Origin of the sequence: Cohnella sp. (genome assembly GCF_041640265.1) — a bacterium.
Lineage (GTDB): Bacteria > Bacillota > Bacilli > Paenibacillales > Paenibacillaceae > Cohnella.
Genome location: NZ_JBEQAP010000012.1, coordinates 96,094 through 117,043, shown reverse-complemented (window position 1 = coordinate 117,043; position 20,950 = coordinate 96,094). Strand labels below are relative to the sequence as shown.

19 protein-coding genes are annotated in these 20,950 nt (G+C 47.1%); 18 read left to right on the top strand and 1 reads right to left on the bottom strand.

Annotation, left to right across the window (positions count from 1 at the left end; genetic code table 11):
* Positions 1–112 precede the first annotated feature (112 nt).
* The 3 genes from hflK to ACESLK_RS11640 all read left to right on the top strand — a co-directional run bounded on the left by hflK (position 113) and on the right by ACESLK_RS11640 (position 2,823).
* Positions 113–1,132: an FtsH protease activity modulator HflK gene (hflK, locus tag ACESLK_RS11650; RefSeq protein WP_373229611.1), complete on the top strand. Its 1,020-nt coding sequence runs from the start codon at positions 113–115 to the stop codon at positions 1,130–1,132.
* The gene (hflC, locus tag ACESLK_RS11645) at positions 1,129–1,995 is read left to right on the top strand and encodes a protease modulator HflC (RefSeq protein ID WP_373229610.1); all 867 of its coding nucleotides are present in this window, start codon (positions 1,129–1,131) and stop codon (positions 1,993–1,995) included. Before hflK ends, hflC begins: the two co-directional genes overlap by 4 nt.
* Positions 1,996–2,073: 78 nt before the next feature.
* Positions 2,074–2,823, top strand: a complete 750-nt coding sequence (locus ACESLK_RS11640) for a GTP pyrophosphokinase (RefSeq protein ID WP_373229634.1) — start codon at positions 2,074–2,076, stop codon at positions 2,821–2,823.
* 16 nt (positions 2,824–2,839) lie between these two features.
* Here ACESLK_RS11640 and ACESLK_RS11635 read toward each other — a convergent pair whose 3' ends face one another.
* Positions 2,840–4,399 (bottom strand): YifB family Mg chelatase-like AAA ATPase, encoded by a 1,560-nt coding sequence (locus tag ACESLK_RS11635; RefSeq protein WP_373229609.1) that lies wholly within the window; start codon positions 4,397–4,399, stop codon positions 2,840–2,842.
* A gap of 438 nt (positions 4,400–4,837) precedes the next feature.
* On the opposite strand from ACESLK_RS11635, the gene sucC reads away from it, so the two are divergent.
* The 15 genes from sucC to fliI all read left to right on the top strand — a co-directional run bounded on the left by sucC (position 4,838) and on the right by fliI (position 20,928).
* Positions 4,838–5,998, top strand: a complete 1,161-nt coding sequence (gene sucC, locus ACESLK_RS11630) for an ADP-forming succinate--CoA ligase subunit beta (protein WP_373229608.1) — start codon at positions 4,838–4,840, stop codon at positions 5,996–5,998.
* A gap of 31 nt (positions 5,999–6,029) precedes the next feature.
* Positions 6,030–6,956, top strand: a complete 927-nt coding sequence (sucD, locus tag ACESLK_RS11625; RefSeq protein WP_373229607.1) for a succinate--CoA ligase subunit alpha — start codon at positions 6,030–6,032, stop codon at positions 6,954–6,956.
* Between the two features lie 159 nt (positions 6,957–7,115).
* Positions 7,116–8,270, top strand: a complete 1,155-nt coding sequence (dprA, locus tag ACESLK_RS11620; RefSeq protein ID WP_373229606.1) for a DNA-processing protein DprA — start codon at positions 7,116–7,118, stop codon at positions 8,268–8,270.
* 59 nt (positions 8,271–8,329) lie between these two features.
* The gene (gene topA, locus ACESLK_RS11615; protein WP_373229605.1) at positions 8,330–10,426 is read left to right on the top strand and encodes a type I DNA topoisomerase; all 2,097 of its coding nucleotides are present in this window, start codon (positions 8,330–8,332) and stop codon (positions 10,424–10,426) included.
* A 29-nt stretch (positions 10,427–10,455) separates the two neighbouring features.
* A complete protein-coding gene (gene trmFO, locus ACESLK_RS11610; protein WP_373229603.1) occupies positions 10,456–11,796 on the top strand; it encodes an FADH(2)-oxidizing methylenetetrahydrofolate--tRNA-(uracil(54)-C(5))-methyltransferase TrmFO in 1,341 nt (446 codons plus the stop codon).
* Between the two features lie 96 nt (positions 11,797–11,892).
* Complete coding sequence (hslV, locus tag ACESLK_RS11605) at positions 11,893–12,435, top strand: ATP-dependent protease subunit HslV (RefSeq protein ID WP_373229602.1); 543 nt, start codon at positions 11,893–11,895, stop codon at positions 12,433–12,435.
* 14 nt (positions 12,436–12,449) lie between these two features.
* Positions 12,450–13,838: an ATP-dependent protease ATPase subunit HslU gene (gene hslU / locus ACESLK_RS11600; RefSeq protein ID WP_373229601.1), complete on the top strand. Its 1,389-nt coding sequence runs from the start codon at positions 12,450–12,452 to the stop codon at positions 13,836–13,838.
* Between the two features lie 26 nt (positions 13,839–13,864).
* Positions 13,865–14,635: a GTP-sensing pleiotropic transcriptional regulator CodY gene (gene codY / locus ACESLK_RS11595; protein WP_373229600.1), complete on the top strand. Its 771-nt coding sequence runs from the start codon at positions 13,865–13,867 to the stop codon at positions 14,633–14,635.
* Positions 14,636–14,890: 255 nt separating this feature from the next.
* On the top strand, positions 14,891–15,304 hold the full coding sequence (gene flgB / locus ACESLK_RS11590) for a flagellar basal body rod protein FlgB (protein WP_373229599.1): 414 nt from the start codon (positions 14,891–14,893) through the stop codon (positions 15,302–15,304).
* Positions 15,305–15,307: 3 nt separating this feature from the next.
* A complete protein-coding gene (flgC, locus tag ACESLK_RS11585) occupies positions 15,308–15,751 on the top strand; it encodes a flagellar basal body rod protein FlgC (protein WP_373229598.1) in 444 nt (147 codons plus the stop codon).
* 61 nt (positions 15,752–15,812) lie between these two features.
* Positions 15,813–16,100, top strand: a complete 288-nt coding sequence (fliE, locus tag ACESLK_RS11580) for a flagellar hook-basal body complex protein FliE (protein WP_373229597.1) — start codon at positions 15,813–15,815, stop codon at positions 16,098–16,100.
* Between the two features lie 88 nt (positions 16,101–16,188).
* Positions 16,189–17,760, top strand: a complete 1,572-nt coding sequence (gene fliF, locus ACESLK_RS11575) for a flagellar basal-body MS-ring/collar protein FliF (RefSeq protein WP_373229596.1) — start codon at positions 16,189–16,191, stop codon at positions 17,758–17,760.
* Between the two features lie 10 nt (positions 17,761–17,770).
* Positions 17,771–18,787 carry a flagellar motor switch protein FliG gene (gene fliG / locus ACESLK_RS11570; protein WP_373229633.1) on the top strand — a complete coding sequence of 339 codons (1,017 nt, stop codon included), beginning with the start codon at positions 17,771–17,773 and terminating at the stop codon, positions 18,785–18,787.
* A gap of 100 nt (positions 18,788–18,887) precedes the next feature.
* Positions 18,888–19,622: a FliH/SctL family protein gene (locus ACESLK_RS11565; protein WP_373229595.1), complete on the top strand. Its 735-nt coding sequence runs from the start codon at positions 18,888–18,890 to the stop codon at positions 19,620–19,622.
* Positions 19,609–20,928, top strand: a complete 1,320-nt coding sequence (gene fliI, locus ACESLK_RS11560) for a flagellar protein export ATPase FliI (protein ID WP_373229594.1) — start codon at positions 19,609–19,611, stop codon at positions 20,926–20,928. Before ACESLK_RS11565 ends, fliI begins: the two co-directional genes overlap by 14 nt.
* Positions 20,929–20,950: the final 22 nt, after the last annotated feature.

The window sequence follows — 20,950 nt, the reverse complement described above, 5'->3', positions numbered from 1 at the left end:
GCTTATTGTATTTTTAGCAAATGATGAAACGTAATGGCCATGGGCTACGTAACAGTAGGAGTTTAGAAATCATAGAAATCACTTAAAGATAATCAAGGAGGAAGAAAAGGCAATGGAATTAATTAATATGGATAGAAGACCGAAGAATCCGCTGGATTTGCCCCCGGGCTTACTTAAGAAGATCGGACTCGGAATTGCGGCATTGCTTGTGATCCTTATCGGTTTTTCTTCTTTCTACACCGTACAAGAGCAGGAGAGAGCTGCTATTCTTACATTCGGCAAGTACACCAACGAGACAACTGCAGGACTGCATTTCAAATGGCCTTATCCGATTCAACAGGTCATCATCGTTCCCGCCGAACTGACACAAAAAATATATATCGGTTATCGTCAGGTCGGTGATGTTGTTACTCCGGTTGACGAAGAAGCGATGATGATCACGGGAGATGAGAACATCGTCTCTGCTGATGCCGTTGTCCAATGGAAAATCAGCAATATCCGAGATTACTTATACAATATTGATAATCCTGAGCAGTTTCTGCGTAACGCCGCCAGCTCGTCTATTCGTTCCGTAATCGGCTCAGAGAAGCTGGATTATGCGATTACGGACGGGAAAACTGTCATACAAGATAAGGTTCGGGAGAGACTGCTTGAGCTCCAAGGCAGATACAATACGGGAATGCAGATCATCGATATTAAATTCCAAGATATTGAGCCGCCGATCGGTCAGGTTTCAGATGCTTTCCGAGAGGTCACGAATGCTCGCGAAGAGAAGAACACGAAGATCAACAACGCAGCCAAATATGAGAACGATAAAATTCCAAAAGCTCGAGGAGAGGCGCAAGCCCTGCTTGAGAATGCCGAAGGACAGAAGAAATCACGGATACTGAATGCACAAGGGGATGTTGCGCAGTTCAACGCGATTTTCGCTGAATATTCTAAAAACCCCGGTGTTACCGAAAGCCGCTTAATCATGGAGACGCTGGAGAGAATTTTGCCGAAGGCCAAAATATTTATTTCCGAATCCAGCGGCGACACTGTGAAATATTTGCCGATTAACGAATTGCTTCGCGGCAGCGGAACGACAGCCGGAGCGGCATCAGGGTCTGCGCAAGGAGGTACAGCGAAATGAGTAAAAGACTAATGATCTATTTGGCTTCATTTGTTCTATTTATTATATTGCTTTCGGGTTCTTTGTTTGTCGTAAAAGAGGGAGAATACAAGGTTGTTCTTAAATTCGGTGAAGCCGTTAGGGTAGTGAAAGCTCCGGGCCTGAATTTAAAGATTCCTTTTATTGAAAGCGTGTCAAAGCTGCCTAAATACCAAATGACTTACGAAAGCAATCCAACTTCCATACTAACAAAGGATAAAAAGCCAATCATTGTAGATAATTACACCGTATGGCGCATTGAGGACCCAGAGAAATTCCTCAGAACAGTGCAGACTGTTGCCGGAGGTGTCCAACGAATCGACGAAGCGGTATATAACTCCATTCGCCGCAAGCTTTCGGGAATTAATTATGATAATATTATTAGCGAGAATACAGAGCGCGGTAACATAAACGATGAGATCACAAGGGATGTCGCCGACGCTCTAGTAAGAGATAACTATGGTATCACCATTGTCGACGTACGGATTAAAAGAACGGATTTACCAGAGGGAAATAAACAGAGCGTATTTAACCGAATGATATCCGACCGGCAGGCTATCGCAGCACGTTACTTGTCCGAGGGTGACGAGGAATCGCGTAAGATCACGTCAAAAGCGGACCGTACGGCAACCGAACTGCTTGCTCAGGCTGAAGCTGATGCTAAGAAAATCATTGCCCAAGGTGAGCAGGAAGCCGCTAAAATTTATAATGAGGTCTATGGGAAAGATCCCGAGTTTTATAGCTTCTATCGGACGCTTCAAAGCTACGTGACGACACTGCAGAACGAGCCAGTCATCTTGCTTCCGATCGAATCGCCGTATACACGAATTCTTCTGGGTAAGTAAAAATAATTCGCCGTCCTATGGGCGGCGATATGCTTTTTTTTTCCGAAATAAAACAGTCATATTGAAGGGTGATTGGCACTGAAAACACTGCAAATACAACAGTTCAAGCAATTCAAGGATGAAATCACTCGGTTTATGATGATGTACAAATTCGCGCTCGACGCATTGGAAACCAAAATTGAAATTCTCAAGGAAGAATTTCAATTCTTACACGACTACAACCCAATCGAGCATACGAAGTCTCGGCTTAAATCGCCGGAAAGCATTATAAACAAGATCATGCGCAAGGAATGCGATATCTCTTTTCCGAGTATCAAACAAAACATCAAGGATATTGCAGGGTTACGGATCACATGCTCCTTTGTTTCCGATATCTATCGCATCAGCGATATGCTTCAAGGTCAGAATGATCTAACCATCCTGGAGACGAAGGATTATATCAAGCATCCTAAGCCTAATGGTTACCAGAGTCTTCATTTGCTCGTCGGCGTGCCTGTGTACATGTCGGATCGGCAGGAAAATGTATGCGTTGAAATACAAATTCGTACGATTGCCATGGACTTCTGGGCAAGCTTAGAGCACAAAATCTTCTACAAATACAAAGAAGCTGTACCGCAGACATTGCTGCAGGAGCTAAAGCAAGCTGCGGATTCCGCTTCCGCTCTGGATCGGCAGATGGAAAGACTGCATAATGAAATTGCGGAAATCAAAGAAAGCAATCAGGAAGTTGCGGGAGATGAAATGAAGCAAATCGTTATTCGCGATCAGCAATTTCAAATCCCTGCAGCTTTACTGGAATTAATGGATTACGGGCAAGGAAACGACTAGTTTCCTTACCTTTTTTTTACTCTGTCGCCTGATCCAAGCAGCGATAACTAACCGCCTCCGCCACATCCTCGGATCGAATCGCGTCTCTACCGGCTAGGTCCGCAATTGTTCTAGACATTTTCAAGATACGGTCATGTGCGCGAAAGCTGAGTCCGAGCTCCTCGTAAACCTGTTGAAGCAGCATCTCGGCATCTGAGGAGAGCTTCGTGTATTTCTTTAACAATGGCCCTTGCAGCTCACTGTTCCAATGAAACCCGTATTTGCGGTAACGGGATCTCTGTCTTTGAGCAGCTTCCATTACCCGTTCACTGGCCTGCGCAGAACTAAGCCCGGCATCATCGTGAGTTCGTACCGATTGGCGAGGTAACTCAACCTGTAAGTCAACCCGGTCGGCGAGAGGACCTGACATGCGCGCTCGATATCTCGCAATAGCTGCTGGCGTGCATGTACAGGGCCGATCCTCCAGACCGCCTCCGGCGAAGCCGCATTGACAGGGGTTCATGGATGCGGCCAACATGAATCTAGCTGGGAAACGGCAAACGCCGCGTGCGCGTCCGATCGTAACTTCCCGATCCTCGAGCGGCTGGCGCAGAGCTTCTAAGCAAGCTCTCGAAAATTCAGGCATCTCATCCAGGAACAAGATTCCGTGATGAGCAAGCGTAACTTCTCCAGGCTTAGGAATAGAGCCTCCCCCAATAAGTCCGGCCGAGGAAATGGTATGGTGCGGAGAACGGAAAGGACGTCTGCGAATGAGTCCGGAGGGTCCGCTGCCAAGCTTGCCGCACACGCTGAAGATTTTCGTTACGGTCAGAGCTTCATCATCATCCAGCGGAGGCAAGAGTGTAGGGAGTCTGCGGCAGAGCATGGTTTTTCCAGTGCCGGGAGGACCTACGAACAGCAGGTTATGCATGCCGGAAGCGGCAATGAGGAGAGCGCGTTTACCTTGTGTTTGTCCAACGACATCAGACAAATCAATCTCTCCGTCGGAGGCTCCTGTTCCCCACCCCGCAGCGCCCGGTGTCATCTGCAAGCCTTTTGCACGAAAGCTGGTGTCAGATGAACTCTCATCATTATTGACTGTGTCATCAATGAAGCCGTTAATCCACTCAGCTAAAGAAGTGATGCCGAACACCTCAATGCCTTGAATTAGCGATGCTTCGGTGACGGCATTGTGTGGAACGACTATACGCCGAATTCCTGCAGAACGTGCTAATTCAGTCATCGGCAGCACTCCGGGCACATTTCTTACGGTTCCATTCAAGGAAAGCTCTCCAATAAACAAAGTATCCACGAGAAGTCTCGGGTCGACTTGTCCGCTCGCGCATAAAATACCGGCAGCTATAGCCAGATCAAATGCACTGCCTTCCTTTCGAAGATCGGCAGGAGCGAGATTTATCGTTATACGATCCATCGGAAATTTCATGCCGCCGTTCTGTATAGCTGCCCTTACCCGCTCGACAGATTCCCTTACCGCTGAATCCGGCAAACCAACAACGTTAACCTGCGGCAGCCCCGAAGTTATATTAACCTCAACCTCGATAAAACGACCTTCTACGCCAAGGACGCTCGCGCTCATGATTTTGACATACACAAAAAGCACCTTCCTCCGTCAATGTTGTTGCTGACGTGAAAGGTGCTTCCTCTCCGTACACGATATAATTAACTTAAGTCTACTACCGGCGGGCAAAGCTGTCAATGAAACGATAGCGGCAAGAATGGACAAGCTAATGAGTATGTTTCTTTGACATTTTTCATCAATATATAAGCATGATTTCTGCTGTAATCGCTCATGCTATATATGTTCAGTGCTTATTCATATCAGATTGAGATGAAATCGTTGCCAAATTGAACTAAAAAATTGATGAATAAGAGATGAAGCCGCGTGCAAATAGTGATACAATAGGGAAGGTTTTGTTACATAGATTCACAATGTGACGACTGCAAGTGATGCCAAGGCATTGCTAATATTAAGTCGCACTAGATATGACGTGCAAAACGGGAGGATGCCAGAGCCATGAATATTCATGAGTATCAAGGCAAGGAAGTTTTGAAGCAATACGGCGTCATTGTGCCGCGCGGTAAAGTTGCCTTTACTGTCGAGGAAGCCGTAAGCGCAGCTAAAGAATTAGGAAGCTCGATTACTGTTGTTAAAGCTCAGATTCATGCAGGCGGACGCGGTAAAGCCGGCGGTGTAAAAATCGCTAAGAGCTTGGACGATGTCGCGAACTATGCCCAAGAGCTGCTTGGCAAGGTACTGGTCACTCACCAAACCGGTCCGGAAGGCAAAGAAATTAAACGCCTGCTGATCGAAGAAGGCTGTGACATCAAGAAAGAATATTATATCGGCGTAGTTGTTGACCGCGGTACGGGTCGCGTCGTTATGATGGGCTCCGAAGAAGGCGGTATGGATATTGAAGAGGTCGCCGCTCACTCTCCAGAGAAAATCGTCAAGGTTATTGTTGATCCTGCAGTTGGCCTTCAAGCGTTCCAAGCTCGCCAATTGGCATACGACATCAAGATTCCAGGAGAGCTGATTAACAAAGCGATCAAGTTTATGCTTGCTTTGTACAAAGCTTTCGAAGAAAAGGATTGCTCCATCGCAGAGATTAATCCGCTTGTTGTTACAGGCTCAGGTGATGTTATCGCCCTTGATGCCAAGCTTAACTTCGATTCCAATGCGCTGTTCCGTCATAAGGACATCGTGGAGCTTCGCGATCTGGATGAAGAGGATGCTAAAGAAATTCAAGCTTCCAAATTTGATTTGTCTTACATTGCGCTCGATGGCAACATCGGCTGTATGGTTAACGGCGCCGGACTTGCAATGGCAACGATGGACATCATTAAATATTTCGGCGGCTCGCCGGCTAACTTCCTTGATGTTGGCGGCGGCGCAACCAAAGAGAAAGTAACAGAAGCGTTCAAGATCATCCTTTCCGATCCTAACGTTAAAGGAATTTTCGTCAATATTTTCGGTGGTATCATGAAATGCGATATCATTGCAGAAGGCGTTGTAGCTGCGGCTCGTGATCTTGGACTAGATCGTCCATTGGTCGTTCGTCTTGAAGGCACGAATGTTGCACTTGGCAAAGAAATCTTGAATGGATCAGGCCTTAACATCGTTGCTGCCGATTCCATGTCCGATGGCGCGCAAAAAATCGTTTCGCTTGTGAAATGACAAGGGAGAACCTACCGGGGAGTGTAAAATCATGAGTATTTTGATCGATAAAAACACCAAGGTGATCACCCAAGGCATTACGGGCGCAACGGGAAATTTCCACGCCAAGGGTGCACTGGATTATGGTACGCAAATGGTCGGCGGCGTTACACCTGGTAAAGGTGGAACGAACGTAGACTTCAATTTGGAGAACGGCACAACTGTTTCTTTGCCTGTATTTAACACAGTCTTAGAAGCTGTTAATGCAACAGGTGCTACAGCATCGGTTATCTATGTTGCTCCTCCTTTTGCAGCTGATGCTATCATGGAAGCTGTAGATGCCGAGCTTGAGCTTGTTATCTGTATCACTGAAGGTATTCCAGTCCTAGATATGGTTAAGGTTATGCGCTTTATGGAAGGCAAGAAAACCCGACTGATCGGACCGAACTGCCCAGGAGTTATTACACCTGAAGCTTGCAAAATCGGAATCATGCCCGGCTATATTCACAAAAAAGGCCATGTAGGCGTCGTTTCCCGCAGCGGAACATTGACTTATGAAGCGGTTCATCAATTGACGACTCGCGGAATTGGACAATCTTCAGCTGTAGGAATCGGAGGAGACCCTGTTAAAGGCTCGGAATTCGTTGATATTCTTAAGCTGTTTAACGACGATCCGGATACCTATGCAGTTATCATGATCGGTGAAATCGGCGGTACTGCGGAAGAAGAAGCAGCGGAGTGGATTAAAGCGAACATGACCAAGCCGGTAGTTGGCTTCATTGGCGGTGCAACTGCTCCTGAAGGCAAACGCATGGGACATGCGGGTGCAATCATCTCTGGCGGTAAGGGTACGGCTGCTGAGAAAATCTCCGTGCTGGAGGCATGCGGTATTCGCGTAGCTCCAACTCCATCGGACATGGGCGCAACACTAGTTAGCGTGCTTGAAGAGCGCGGCCTTCTGGAAAAATGCAAAGGTTAATGTTACTGTAAATGAATATAGAAATCGTGCAGAGATCGATAGCTCTGCGCGATAACGGCAAGGCAAGCAGCCTTCCGCCCCTCAACAAGAGGGTGTGGGAGGCTTTTTTGTTTACTCGGATTTAACATTAAGGGTTGATCAAGAGGGAGAGGGAAACCAATGGGCATACCTATCAAGGACGTTTTAGAAACGAAGATATCCCCGAATACATTTCTTGCCTTACATGAGACGGATGGTGTGGGTACACTTACGATTAAGAAAATCGTAAATTACGGAATTAAAGAGGGGAACGCAGCATTAAGGCAGGCGGAAAGCTTTCGTGAAGGAGATTGGCGTGAAATTGGCCTATCTGTAAAACAGGCAGCGGCGATCGTCGAAGGCTTGCGGCCGGATGTCGTATATGAGCGTATTCAGAAATATGCGAACAGGGGAATATCATACATGACATACATAGATCGCACATACCCGGCTTTATTAAGAGAAATAGCTGATCCTCCCTGGGTGCTTTATTATAAGGGGAATTGCGAGCTTGCATTACACCCGGCAATTGCGATGGTCGGCACTCGCTTGGCCACAAGTTATGGCCGCAAGGCAGCGGAGGAGATCGCTGCGGGCTGTGCAGAGCGTATGACAGTCGTGAGCGGCCTTGCGCGAGGTATTGATACTGCAGCCCATTTGGGAGCGTTAAATAAGCCCTGTGGTACGATAGCGGTATTGGGTGCTCCAGTGAATTACTGCTATCCTCCCGAGAACAAAGCGCTTTTTCGCGATATCGAAAAGAAGGGTTTACTTATTTCTGAAACCGTACCGGATACTCCGCTTCGCCCGGGCCTATTCCCACTTCGCAATCGCATTATTGCAGGACTCTCCCATGGAGTCATTGTTGTTGAAGCGGCAGAAAGGAGCGGGGCGCTTATTACGGCCGACTTAGCCATTGGTTATGAGCGGGATGTATTTGTTGTCCCCGGACCCATTACTTCTCCTCGAAGCGAAGGTGCACTGAAGTATTATCGGAAAGGTGCAACGCCTGTTCTGGACGAAAGTGATATTTTTCGAGCGTACAGCCATATTCTTCCTGAAATTCCTGCGCCTAAACGCAGTTACAATGGACAAATCGACCATCGTCTGCAAGCGATTAGTCTCAGTGAAGATGAGACGCTAATTTACAACTTTTTACTCGATCAGCATCGGACAATTAATGAACTATCCATAGAATCCGGGATGACATTTGGACTTTTACACTCGGTTCTGCTATCTTTACTAATAAAAAGACGGATTCACCAGCAACCCGGTTCTGTATATACTGTCCTCTAAAGAAGACATAAGCGTGTTTTGCATGAGGACTTGTCGACCGTAGGAGAGGAGGAATGGACGTGGCGGATGCACTCGTAATTGTAGAGTCCCCAGCAAAAGCTAAGACGATCGGGAAATATCTAGGAAGTAAATTTATCGTCAAAGCGTCCATGGGCCATATACGTGATTTACCTAAAAGCCAGATCGGGGTAGAGGTTGATAATGATTTTCTGCCTAAGTACATTACGATCCGCGGCAAGGGTAGTATCCTGAAGGAATTAAGAGACGCTAGTAAAAAGGTGAAAAAAGTGTATCTCGCGGCGGATCCCGACAGGGAGGGCGAAGCGATCGCTTGGCATTTGGCACATTACTTGGAAATAGACGAGAAGGATGAATGCCGAGTTGTTTTTAATGAAATAACGAAACAAGCGGTGAAGGATGCATTTAAGACGCCGCGCCCTATTGATATGGATCTGGTTAATGCCCAGCAGGCTAGAAGAGTGCTTGATCGGCTTGTTGGTTATAAGATTAGTCCTTTGTTATGGAAGAAGGTCAAGAAGGGCTTAAGCGCCGGCAGGGTACAATCTGTTGCCGTTAAATTAATCTATGATCGCGAGAATGAGATCAAAGCCTTTATTCCGGAAGAATATTGGAGCATTACAGCGCATCTGATGAAAGAGAGCGCATCGTTCGAAGCGAAGTTTCACTCTTTAAACGGGGAGAAGAAGGAGCTGAAGAGCGAGGCTGACGTGAAGGAAGTTCTTGCTCTAATGGGAAGCAAAGCCTTCGTGGTCGGGGAAGTGAAGGAGAAGGAGCGGTTACGTAATCCTTCGCCGCCGTTTATTACGAGCTCCTTACAGCAGGAAGCGGCGCGCAAGCTTAATTTCCGTGCCTCCAAGACGATGCAGATAGCCCAGCAGCTTTATGAAGGGGTTGATCTCGGCAAAGAGGGTACCGTTGGTCTCATCACCTATATGCGTACGGATTCACCGAGGATTTCTCCAGTTGCGCAAGAGGAAGCCAAGGCGTTCATTACAGAGAAATACGGCGACAAGTTCATGCCGGAAACTCCGCGTGTATATACGAAGAAAAACGCGAATGCCCAAGATGCGCATGAGGCCATTCGACCAACCTCCGTTCTTCGCAGTCCCGAAACGGTCAAAGCGTTTACGTCTAAAGACCAGCTTCGCTTATATAAGCTAATCTGGGAACGTTTCGTAGCTAGTCAGATGGCTTCAGCCATTCTGGATACGATGACGGTTGATTTGGCGGACGGTCCTGTAACGTTCCGCGCAAACGGCTCAAAGCTGAAATTCGCGGGGTTCATGAAGGTATATGTAGAAGGCAATGATGATGGAACGACAGACGAGGATAAACTGCTCCCAGCGCTTGCGGCAGGTGACAAAGTAAAAACCTCGGAAATCGATCCTAAGCAGCATTTCACTCAGCCGCCGCCGCGTTTCACGGAAGCAAGACTAGTAAGAACCTTGGAGGAGCTCGGAATCGGTCGTCCAAGTACTTATGCGCCTACACTGGAAACCATCCAGAAGAGATATTACGTAGCCATGGAAGAGAAGAAATTCATTCCGACGGAATTAGGAGAGCTGGTTATCCAGCTAATGGAGGAATTTTTTCCGGAAATCCTGGATGCTGAATTTACGGCACACATGGAAGGTGATTTAGACCATGTGGAAGAAGGTACTCAGGATTGGGTAAATGTCATTGCCGATTTCTATAAATCTTTCGAGGTTAGACTCAATTTCGCCGAAGAAGAGATGAAGGAAATTGAAATCAGAGATGAACCGTCCGATGAAGTATGCGAGAAATGTTCAAGTCCAATGGTTTACAAGATGGGTCGTTTTGGTAAGTTTTTGGCTTGCTCTGGATTTCCAGACTGTCGCAATACGAAACCGATCATCAAAGATACCGGGGTCCATTGCCCGAAATGCGCAGATGGTTTAGTCGTCGAGCGGAGGAGTAAGAAAGGCAGAATGTTCTATGGGTGCAACCAATATCCTGATTGCGACTATGTGTCTTGGGATAAGCCAATAGAGAAGCCTTGTCCTAGCTGCGGCGGGCTGATGGTGGAGAAAAGGGTGCGCGGAGAAGCGCAGCATCATTGCACGGTATGCAACCACTCCGAAAGCGTTGAAGAGGTCGATGAGGCAGTGGAATAGTTTTGTTGAAAGGTTAGGGGGGCTTTTGTTTGAATGAATACCAATCCGTGACGGTTATCGGCGCAGGCTTGGCCGGCAGCGAAGCCGCCTGGCAAATCGCCAAACAAGGAGTTCCCGTTACTTTATACGAGATGCGTCCTAAGAAACGTACGCCCGCGCATCATACGAATAAATTTGCCGAGCTTGTATGCAGTAATAGCCTTAGAGCAAACGGCTTAGCTAACGCGGTAGGTGTACTGAAAGAAGAGATGAGAAGGCTTGATTCTTTAATTCTGTCCTGCGCGGATTTACATGCTGTTCCAGCCGGCGGTGCTCTTGCTGTTGATCGCGAAGGCTTCTCCGATGAAGTGACTCGGCGACTTCAAGATCACCCGCTCATTACGGTTGTGAACGATGAGGTCACGGAAATTCCTAAGAATGGAATTATCGTGATAGCGACCGGGCCTCTAACCTCTCCGGAATTGGCAGACAGTATTAAGGAGCTGTTAGGCGAGGAGTATTTCTATTTCTTCGATGCAGCAGCGCCGATCGTGGAGAAGGATTCCATCGATTTAGATAAAGTATTTCTCGCCTCTCGATATGATAAAGGCGAAGCAGCTTATTTAAATTGCCCGATGACCGAGGCCGAATTCGACGTTTTCTATGAAGCGCTTATTACAGCCGAAACAGCGGATATTAAAGATTTCGAGAAAGAAATGTACTTTGAGGGCTGTATGCCCATTGAGGTCATCGCTAAACGAGGCAAGCAAACCGTTCTGTTCGGGCCTATGAAGCCGGTAGGACTCGTTGACCCAAGATCGGGTGTGCAGTCTCATGCCGTCATTCAATTGAGGCAAGACAACGCTGCAGGGACGCTCTACAATCTTGTCGGGTTTCAAACCCACCTGAAGTGGGGAGAACAGAAGCGTGTCTTTTCGCTGATTCCCGGGTTGGAGAACGCAGAGTTCGTCCGATTTGGAGTGATGCATCGCAATACTTTTATTAACTCGCCGAAGTTAATACATCCAACCTATCAGTTCCGCGGCAGGGAGAATCTTTTTTTCGCAGGTCAAATGACGGGTGTTGAAGGTTATGTGGAATCTGCTGCGTCCGGTCTTATCTCCGGTTTGAATGCAGGAAGATTAGCTAAGGGACTAGTGCCGATTACTCTGCCTCCGCACACGACGCTTGGAAGCATGGCCCAATATATAACAACAGCAGACTTCAAGCATTTCCAACCTATGAACGCGAATTTTGGTTTGTTTCCGCCTCTCGGACATCGCGTTCGAAGCAAGAAGGAAAAGAATGAAGCGATTGCCGCAAGAGCATTGGAAGGTATCGATGCCTTGAAGCAGGAACTTGAGCAGAGCTCCAATTTGTTGACTCATTAGGGGAAGCAGCAGCGTTTGAATCATAGCTGCTGCTTTTACGGCTTTAATTATCTTGCGAGATGGTGAATCCCTTATTACAGACAAGGAGGAAGGCACATGGAGATGAGCTTTCATGCAACGACGATATGCGCGATACGGCATAATGGCAAAGGTGCCATAGCGGGGGATGGGCAGGTCACCTTCGGCAATAGTATGGTGATGAAGAGCACGGCCAAGAAGGTTCGCAGGTTATATCGCGGCCAGGTTGTTGCAGGCTTTGCAGGATCCGTTGCGGATGCGATTACGTTGTTTGAGAAATTTGAAGGCAAGCTAGAGGAGCATCACGGTAATCTTCAGCGAGCGGCTGTTGAATTGGCGAAGGATTGGCGCTCCGATCGGGTGTTGCGCCGCCTGGAAGCGATGATGATTGTTGTAGATGCGACGGGGATGCTGCTCTTATCGGGAAATGGCGAGGTAATAGAGCCAGATGACGGAATTCTAGCGATAGGCTCAGGAGGCAGCTTTGCACTTGCAGCTGCTCGTGCTTTGATACGCCATGCTCCGGCCATGGAGGCTAAGGAGATCGCTCGTGCATCACTCGAGGTTGCTGCAGACATATGTGTTTTCACGAATAATAACCTGGTCGTCGAAGAAATTTGAAGGGTGGGATTCCGATGAATGATACGCTGACGCCCCGCCAAATCGTGGCGGAGCTAGATAAATATATTGTCGGTCAGAAACCGGCAAAACGATCTGTAGCAGTCGCACTGCGCAACCGTTATCGCCGTAGTCGTCTTCCAGAAGAGCTTCGCGATGAAATTGTGCCGAAGAATATCCTTATGATTGGACCAACAGGAGTTGGGAAGACAGAAATTGCACGTAGACTTGCAAAGCTTGTTCATGCTCCTTTTATCAAGGTGGAAGCCACGAAATTTACCGAAGTCGGTTACGTGGGCAGAGATGTTGAGTCTATGGTTCGAGATCTGGTCGAAACCTCCATTCGAATGGTGAAGGAAGAGCGAATGGAGAAGGTGAAGGACCGAGCAGAGCAAGCGGCTAACGAACGGCTGGCTTCTTTAATCGTTCCGTCTCCCATGAAGCCGAAATCACAGCGAAACCCGCTAGAAATGTTATTTGGCGGCGGCAACACCCCAAGCGATGAGCCGGATCCAGTTGATCCCGCCTTGAAGGATAAGAGGCAGGATGCCAAGGCTAAGCTGGACTCAGGCCAAATGGAGAACGAGATCGTAGAGATTGAGGTTGAAGAGGCAGCGCCGAATCTCATGGATATGTTGGGCGGTCCAGGTCAAGATCAAATGGGGAATATGCAGGAGATGCTTGGACAATTCCTTCCCAAACGCCGTAAGAAGAGACGACTAGCTGTCAAGGAAGCTCGTAAGGTTCTGATCATCGAAGAAGCTGGTAAACTAATCGATATGGATGATGTGATTTCGGAATCCGTCCAGCGGGCAGAACAATCCGGAATTATCTTTATCGATGAGATTGACAAAATTGCCAGTCAAGGCCGGGGTCAAGGGCCAGATGTTTCACGTGAAGGGGTTCAAAGAGACATCCTGCCGATCGTAGAAGGCTCGACTGTTGTAACGAAGTATGGTCCTGTAAAAACGGATTATGTTCTCTTCATGGCTGCTGGAGCTTTCCATGTTGCAAAGCCATCTGACTTGATTCCCGAGCTTCAGGGGCGATTTCCTATTCGAGTTGAGCTAAGCAGCTTAACGGATGAGGATTTCGTGCGAATTTTAACTGAACCCGAAAATGCTCTGACTAAACAATACACTGCACTGCTGCAAACGGAAGGAATTAAGGTGAGTTTTACCGATACGGCCATTTCCGAGCTCGCCCGTATGGCGCAAGAGGTCAACCGTAATACGGAGAATATCGGTGCTCGCAGGCTGCATACCTTACTGGAGAAACTGCTGGAGGACTTATCATTCGAAGCGCCGGAGCTGCAGCTTGAAGAGATGACGATTACTCCTGAATATGTCCGTGAGAAGCTGGCAAGCATTGCAAGCAACCGTGATTTGAGTCAATATATTCTATAATGTAAATACAGACAGGAAAGTGAATCATGAGTCTTTTGATGAAAACCCGGACGTTGAACAATTTATTGCAGAATGCGGCAGGCAAACCGCTTAACTTTCATGAAATGGCTGAAGGGCTTCAGGAAACCATTCGAGGAAACGTTTTTGTTGTGAGCAGGCGCGGGAAGGTGCTAGGTTACGCTCATTCTGCGGGTTTCCCAGAATTGTTCCTTCGTTCCAATGCTGCTGAGGAGCTGCGGTTTCCTATGGAAACGAACGAGAGGTTCTTACAAGTGAAGGAAACCGCGGCCAACATCTCTTCCGACCGGGAGATATTAGCTCCGGTGGAAGCCGCGTTCGAGAAAGGCATCGTAACAATAGTTCCAATTACAGGTGGCGGCGATAGATTAGGGACTTTAGTCCTGTCTCGTGAAAATCAATCGTTTGGTGATGATGACCTGATTTTGGCTGAATACGGGTCCACGATCATAGGTATGGAGATACTGAGGGAAAGAATAGAGGAAAGGGAGTCGGATGCAAGGAATAAAGCGATTGTAACCGTAGCCGTTAACTCTTTATCCTTCAGTGAAATGGAGGCTGTTGAGCAAATATTCGAGGAGCTTGAAGGAAAAGAGGGGCTTCTGGTCGCTTCGAAGATTGCTGACCGAGCAGGGATTACTCGGTCAGTCATTGTGAATGCCCTTCGGAAATTAGAGAGCGCAGGAGTTATAGATACTCGCTCGCTTGGAATGAAAGGGACCTATATCCGTATTCTAAACACGGAGTTGCTGCAGGAGCTCAAGCACCGGAAAATTTAATAATCGTTTTCACAATATATGCGAAAAGCCCGATCTGGTATAAAGATTAGGGCTTTTTTCTTATTGTCTATTATCCCTCACTCGTAGATGATGTTATTAGAAATTTATAATGTGATTTAGTAGCAAGTACTATTTTTTTGTAGAAAAGATGAAATAATTGTCGAACTAAGCAGGAATATGAGCGAGTAACGTGGAATTACAGTTGGGATGCAGTTTGAGGATGTAGAATTCTTTAAATGAAAAGGGGCGACTTTAATGGAAATATTAGGTGGCGCTGCGTTCCAACGTTTGGAAAGCGCGATTAACGCCGCTTCTTTACGACAACGGGTTGTAGCCAATAATATTGCAAACTTAGATGTCCCTAATTTTAAGAGATCTGATGTCGCTTTTGAGGAAATGTTGACGAATGCACTTGGTGTACAAGGAGAGTCGGGTCTTGCGGGAAAGATGACGAATGCTAAGCACATCCCAATTAATAATTCTTATTCAACCCCCACGCCGCAAGTAGTTACAGATAAATCGACAGCTATTAATAACAATCGCAACAACGTGGACATCGACAAAGAAATGTCTTTATTAGCTGAAAATCAATTGCGGTATAACTTGCTTGTCCAGCAAGTAAGTCACGATGTGAAGATGATGAGAATCGGTATTGAGGGGAGACGTTAACGAATGAAGCTTGGAGGATTTGATGTAAGTGCTTCAGCGTTAACTGCCCAGCGCCTCCGAATGGACGTTATATCGTCCAATATCGCGAACGCTGAAACCACTCGTGCCGGTTATGTGAATGGTCAATTCGTTCCTTACCGACGGAAAATGGTTGTTATGGAGGCGGTCCAGCCTCAATTCCGGGATTTGTTAAACCAACAGATGAATGGGTCAACTGCTCAAGGTGTTCAAGTGACTGCTATTAAAGAGGATTCCGCACCTTTCAAGCAAGTTTACAATCCATCGCATCCAGATGCGGATGGCAATGGAATGGTTTATATGCCGAACGTAGATATGCTGAAAGAGCAAGTCGACTTACTAGCCGCTTCCCGTTCCTATGATGCGAATGTGACTGCTTTGAATGCTAGGAAGGCCATGTTTATGAAAGCATTGGAGATGGGGCGCTAATTTTTATAGGCGAAGAACAATCACTTCTTGAAAGCGGGGTGTCAGCTTGATAACAAACTCAATGATAACGCCAGTCGGAATCTTATCCAGTAGCAGTCCGCTTCAAACAAAGGCAACTCCTGCTGAGGCAACAGAAAGCTTTGCTTCCTTTCTTAAGAGTGCTATAGACGGTGTTGCAGCACAAGAACAGAACGTTCATAAGGTCAACGAACAATTCTTGATCGGAGAAGTGGATGAGAATAAAGTGATGATTGCATCGGCGCAAGCCGAGCTCAGTCTCTCATTAACCTCACAGGTGCGCAATAAGGTCATAGAGGCGTACCAAGAAATAATGCGGATGCAAATGTAGTCCTAGTCTAAGAACGCAGCAATAACGCAACAGGGTGGAAGCAGGTTTTCCGCTTCTCAGTTGTGCCAACCGCAGGTGAGGTGAAATTGTGAACGAGAAGTGGGCACAGGTTCGAGATAAGTTGCTTGGTTTTTGGAACCAGTACAGCAAAGCGCAAAAATGGGTTCTCGCCTCAACGGCAGCATTCTTGCTATTTGCAATCATATTATTGACGTATTTGTTCACAAGAACGGAGTACGAACTCGCCTTTCAGAATTTGGACAGCACAGACGCTGCTGCTGTTATGGAATATTTGGATGGGGCTGGCATCAGCTACGAATTGAATAACGGAGGAACCAGCATCTCGGTTCCTAGCGCATCAGCTTCTAAGGTGAAAGTGGACGTAGGTTCACAAGGCTTAGTACAGAACGGTTCGATCGGATTTGCAGAGTTGAGTCAATCCTCTTCTACAATCGGCACGACAGATCAAGAGTTCCAAGTGAAGTTCAGGAATGCATTAAACGGAGAAATTCAGCAGCTATTGCTCAGTAAACAGGGTGTCGCAAAAGTCAAGGCTCTAGTTAATCTGCCTGAAGACAGCGTGTTTCTTAATGAGTCCGATAAGGAAAAGGCAACCGCGGCCGTCGTGATGACCTTCAAGCCGGGATATCGCCCTAAACAGGAAGAGGTCGACAGCTATTATAATCTAGTAAAATCCGCTGTGCCTAACTTAGATATCGATGGAATTACGATAAGCAGCAGCACTTCTGGAGATCTAACGCCTTCGTCACAATTGGGAGGACAAGGTGGATTGGGTGGAGCGCAATACGAAATCCAGTCTGCCATTAAAAGTGATTTTGAAAACGATCTGAAAAGAAACATTCAGCAATTCCTGAACCCCATTGTTGGGATGGACAACATGGTTGTCAGCGTAGTGTCTGCTCTAAATTTTGATAAGAAGATTTCCCAAGAAAATTTAGTGCAACCGCTTCCTGATAATGATAATAACGGGATTCCGATTAGCCGTCAGGAAACCAGTGAAACCTTCACTGGACAAGATGGGCAAGCGGGTGGTGTCGTCGGTACCGGGGAAACGGACATCACGAATTATCCCGGTGGAGGAAGCTCTGGTTCATCAACTTCTGAGAAAGTATCCAGCACAGTGAACTTTGAAGTTAGCCGTATTACTAATAATATCGACTACGGCCCATATAAAGTGAAGGACTTATCGATAAATGTTGGTGTAGACTCCGCCAATATGACACCCGAGAAGCTAACTGAGATCCAAGGTGTTCTTCTAAGAAGCGCACGAGTACTGCTTGCCGAGTCGGGATTGGAATTGACTGATGAAGCATTGGCTGAGCGGGTTTCCGTTATGTCGCAGTCGTTCGAAGGAAATATTGACGCCAACGGCGGCGTTGCAACGTCCACAGTTTGGTTAGCAGGTCTTGGGCTATTGGCGCTTGCGTTGCTTGGTGGAGGCGGCTATTATTTCTATCGCCGTCGTAAAACCGCACAAGAAGCCGCGGAGCTTGCGGCAATGCCTCGCGTAGAGTTGCCGACTATTGATATCGATAATGTTGCAAATGAAAATCAGGTGCGTAAGCAGCTTGAAAGTCTGGCCAAGCGTAAGCCGGATGAATTCGTTAATCTTCTTCGAACTTGGCTAGTGGATGAATAGAGGTGGCATGATGGCTAAAGGAACAGGAATACAGTTGTCCGGCAGGCAGAAAGCAGCCATCCTGCTGATCACCTTGGGACCTGAAGTTTCGGCGCAGGTGTTTAAGCATTTGCGAGATGATGAGATTGAACAGCTGACTCTAGAAATCGCAAATGTTCGGAAGGTTGACGGCGGCGATAAAGAGACTATTCTAAATGAGTTTCATCAAATCTGCGTCGCGCAGGAGTATATCTCTCAGGGCGGTATTACTTATGCCAAAGAGATATTGGAGAAGGCACTCGGCTCTCAGAGGGCAGTCGACATTCTTAATCGGTTAACAGCAACCCTGCAGGTTCGTCCCTTTGATTTTGCTCGTAAAGCCGAACCTATGCAAATATTGAACTTTATTCAGAACGAGAATTCTCAGACGATTGCATTGGTGCTCTCTTATCTGCAGCCAGAGCAGTCTTCTGCAGTGCTATCCTCTTTGCCGCAAGATAAGCAGGCCGATGTTGCCCGTAGAATCGCGTTGATGGATAGCACCTCTCCAGAGGTAATCTCTCAAGTGGAGAGAGTGCTGGAACAGAAGCTTTCTGCGACGGTAACTCAGGATTATACAAATACGGGCGGTATTGAAGCTATTGTACACATTCTGAATGGTGTAGATAGAGGGACAGAACGTACTATTCTGGACTCCTTGGAAATTCAAGATCCAGAACTGGCGGAGGAAATCAAAAAACGGATGTTTGTATTCGAGGATATCGTCAATCTGGACAATCGCTCGATTCAACGGATTATCAGAGATATTGAGAATGCAGATCTTCAGTTGGCGCTTAAAGTGGCTAGCGAAGAGGTTCGGGAAGTTATTTTCCGCAATATGTCCAAGCGTATGGCGGAGACGTTCAAAGAAGAAATGGAATATATGGGGCCTGTTCGCTTGCGTGATGTCGAAGAAGCTCAAACACGCATCGTAGCAACGATTCGCAGACTGGAAGAAGCGGGAGAGATCATTATAGCTCGCGGTGGAGGAGACGATATCATTGTCTAATCTCATCAAATCCTCTCATGTAGTGTCGTTAGAAGATTTAAAGAGACTGGAGCTCTCTCGGATAATCCCTCCAATTTCGCAAAATATTTCAGAATCTGATGTGGACAGCGAAGGAAATCCGACGATTGATGTCGAAACACAAACGTTAAAAGAACGTATCCTTAGCGATGCTGAACAAACAGCCCAGCAAATTTTACTGCAAGCCCATTCTGCTAGAGACGAAATATTAGCTGCTGCTAGACAGGAAGCCGAAGATTGGTGGGAATCCCGACGGAATGATGATGCTGTGCACCGGGAGGAAGCCCAGCGTGATGGTTATTCTGAAGGATACAAAATAGGTGCTGCGCAAGCCGAAGAAGATATAGCTAAGAACTGGGCAGCCCGACTACAGGAAGTTCAAGCCATTGTTGAACAAGCGTATATAATCAAAGAAGAAGTCATTATGGAAGGTGAAGCTTTCCTAGTGGAACTCAGCTGTTCTATTGCTGAGAAAATTATAAGCCGCAAGTTGGCTAATGCCCCAGAAATGGCGATGACGTTATTCGAGAGTGCGCTCTCGCGAAGAAAAGAACAGGGAGTTATAGTTCTTTGCGTATCCCCTTCGCAATTTACATATGTGCAAGCTGCTAAGGATGAGTTAGTTATGTTATTGGATTCCCAAGCTGAGTTACGGATTGTCCCTGATTCATCGATTAAAGAAGGCGGATGTATTGTACGCTCTGCTTTTGGCAGCATCGATGCGCGAGTGGACACGCAGTTGGAAGCCATTCGTGAGCAATTGCTCCGGGTTGCGGCACATAGCGCGGAGGAGGGGATCCGAGATGCCGCTCCTTGACATTAATCGTTATACGGAAACATTGAACCTTCTGGATCCCGTTCGCGTTAATGGTAAAGTCACACAGGTCATTGGTCTAACTGTTGAATCAGAGGGGCCAGATGCTAGTATCGGGGATGTTTGCTCGATTCATCCAATGAAGAGCGGTAAGCCCGTCTTAGCTGAGGTAGTTGGATTTCGCAATAATAGAGTACTTCTCATGCCTCTTGGAGAACTGCACTCCGTAGGTCCCGGATGCGATGTGGTTGCAACTGGAGGTCCACTGACTGTCCAGGTCGGTTCTGAATTGCTTGGCAAAGTATTGGATGGATTAGGCCGGCCGCTTGATGGTTCTAAGCTGCCCGTCCGGATGCCCCACTATTCCACGCATAATTCACCAGGAAACCCTCTTCAGCGCCCAAGAGTGACGGAACCATTAGGTGTAGGGGTCAGGGCGATCGACGGATTGTTGACTGTCGGTCAAGGGCAACGTATGGGTATCTTTGCAGGATCGGGCGTGGGTAAGAGTACACTGCTAGGAATGGTAGCCCGAAACACGTCAGCTGATGTGAATGTCATTGCCCTTATTGGTGAGCGTGGAAGAGAAGTTCTAGAGTTTATAGAGAAGGATTTAGGTCCAGAAGGCCTTGCTCGTTCAGTTGTAGTCGTAGCGACATCGGATCAACCGGCGCTTATCCGAATGAAAGGCGCCTTAATCGCAACAACGATCGCTGAATATTTCCGTGATCGTGGACTTAATGTCATGTTAATGATGGATTCTGTAACTAGATATGCTATGGCATTACGTGAGGTGGGGCTGGCAATCGGCGAACCGCCTGCAACTAGAGGCTATACGCCATCCGTCTTCGCGGCGCTTCCTAAGCTTTTAGAACGATCGGGTACAGGCGCCACGGGATCTATTACAGCCTTCTATACGGTGCTAGTTGACGGCGATGACATGAATGAGCCCATTGCGGATGCTGTAAGAGGGATATTAGACGGTCATATTGTCCTTCATCGTAATCTGGCTAACAAGGGTCACTTCCCAGCTATTGATGTCCTCTCAAGTGTAAGCCGCGTTATGAAGGATATTGTCAGTAAGGAGCAGCAAGGGGCTGCTGAGCAGTTGAAACAGCTATTAACGGTCTATCGGGAATCTGAGGACTTAATTAATATCGGAGCCTATCAGCGAGGTTCAAACTCTGAGATTGACAAAGCTATCCAGTACAATGACCTCATCAAATCTTACACTCAGCAAAAAACAGACGAGAAAATTTCGCTGCAGGATGCGCAGGAGCGCCTGATTATCGATTTTTATAGGAGATGAGAATAAAGAATTATGTCATTTC

What these genes read in the sequence shown, in the direction of transcription:
- hflK (WP_373229611.1), top strand. Translation starts at nt 113, where the DNA reads ATGGAATTAATTAATATGGATAGAAGACCGAAGAATCCGCTGGATTTG.
- hflC (WP_373229610.1), top strand. Translation starts at nt 1,129, where the DNA reads ATGAGTAAAAGACTAATGATCTATTTGGCTTCATTTGTTCTATTTATT.
- ACESLK_RS11635 (WP_373229609.1), bottom strand. Translation starts at nt 4,399, where the DNA reads ATGAGCGCGAGCGTCCTTGGCGTAGAAGGTCGTTTTATCGAGGTTGAG.
- sucC (WP_373229608.1), top strand. Translation starts at nt 4,838, where the DNA reads ATGAATATTCATGAGTATCAAGGCAAGGAAGTTTTGAAGCAATACGGC.
- sucD (WP_373229607.1), top strand. Translation starts at nt 6,030, where the DNA reads ATGAGTATTTTGATCGATAAAAACACCAAGGTGATCACCCAAGGCATT.
- dprA (WP_373229606.1), top strand. Translation starts at nt 7,116, where the DNA reads ATGGGCATACCTATCAAGGACGTTTTAGAAACGAAGATATCCCCGAAT.
- hslV (WP_373229602.1), top strand. Translation starts at nt 11,893, where the DNA reads ATGGAGATGAGCTTTCATGCAACGACGATATGCGCGATACGGCATAAT.
- hslU (WP_373229601.1), top strand. Translation starts at nt 12,450, where the DNA reads ATGAATGATACGCTGACGCCCCGCCAAATCGTGGCGGAGCTAGATAAA.
- codY (WP_373229600.1), top strand. Translation starts at nt 13,865, where the DNA reads ATGAGTCTTTTGATGAAAACCCGGACGTTGAACAATTTATTGCAGAAT.
- flgB (WP_373229599.1), top strand. Translation starts at nt 14,891, where the DNA reads ATGGAAATATTAGGTGGCGCTGCGTTCCAACGTTTGGAAAGCGCGATT.
- flgC (WP_373229598.1), top strand. Translation starts at nt 15,308, where the DNA reads ATGAAGCTTGGAGGATTTGATGTAAGTGCTTCAGCGTTAACTGCCCAG.
- fliE (WP_373229597.1), top strand. Translation starts at nt 15,813, where the DNA reads ATGATAACGCCAGTCGGAATCTTATCCAGTAGCAGTCCGCTTCAAACA.
- fliG (WP_373229633.1), top strand. Translation starts at nt 17,771, where the DNA reads ATGGCTAAAGGAACAGGAATACAGTTGTCCGGCAGGCAGAAAGCAGCC.
- fliI (WP_373229594.1), top strand. Translation starts at nt 19,609, where the DNA reads ATGCCGCTCCTTGACATTAATCGTTATACGGAAACATTGAACCTTCTG.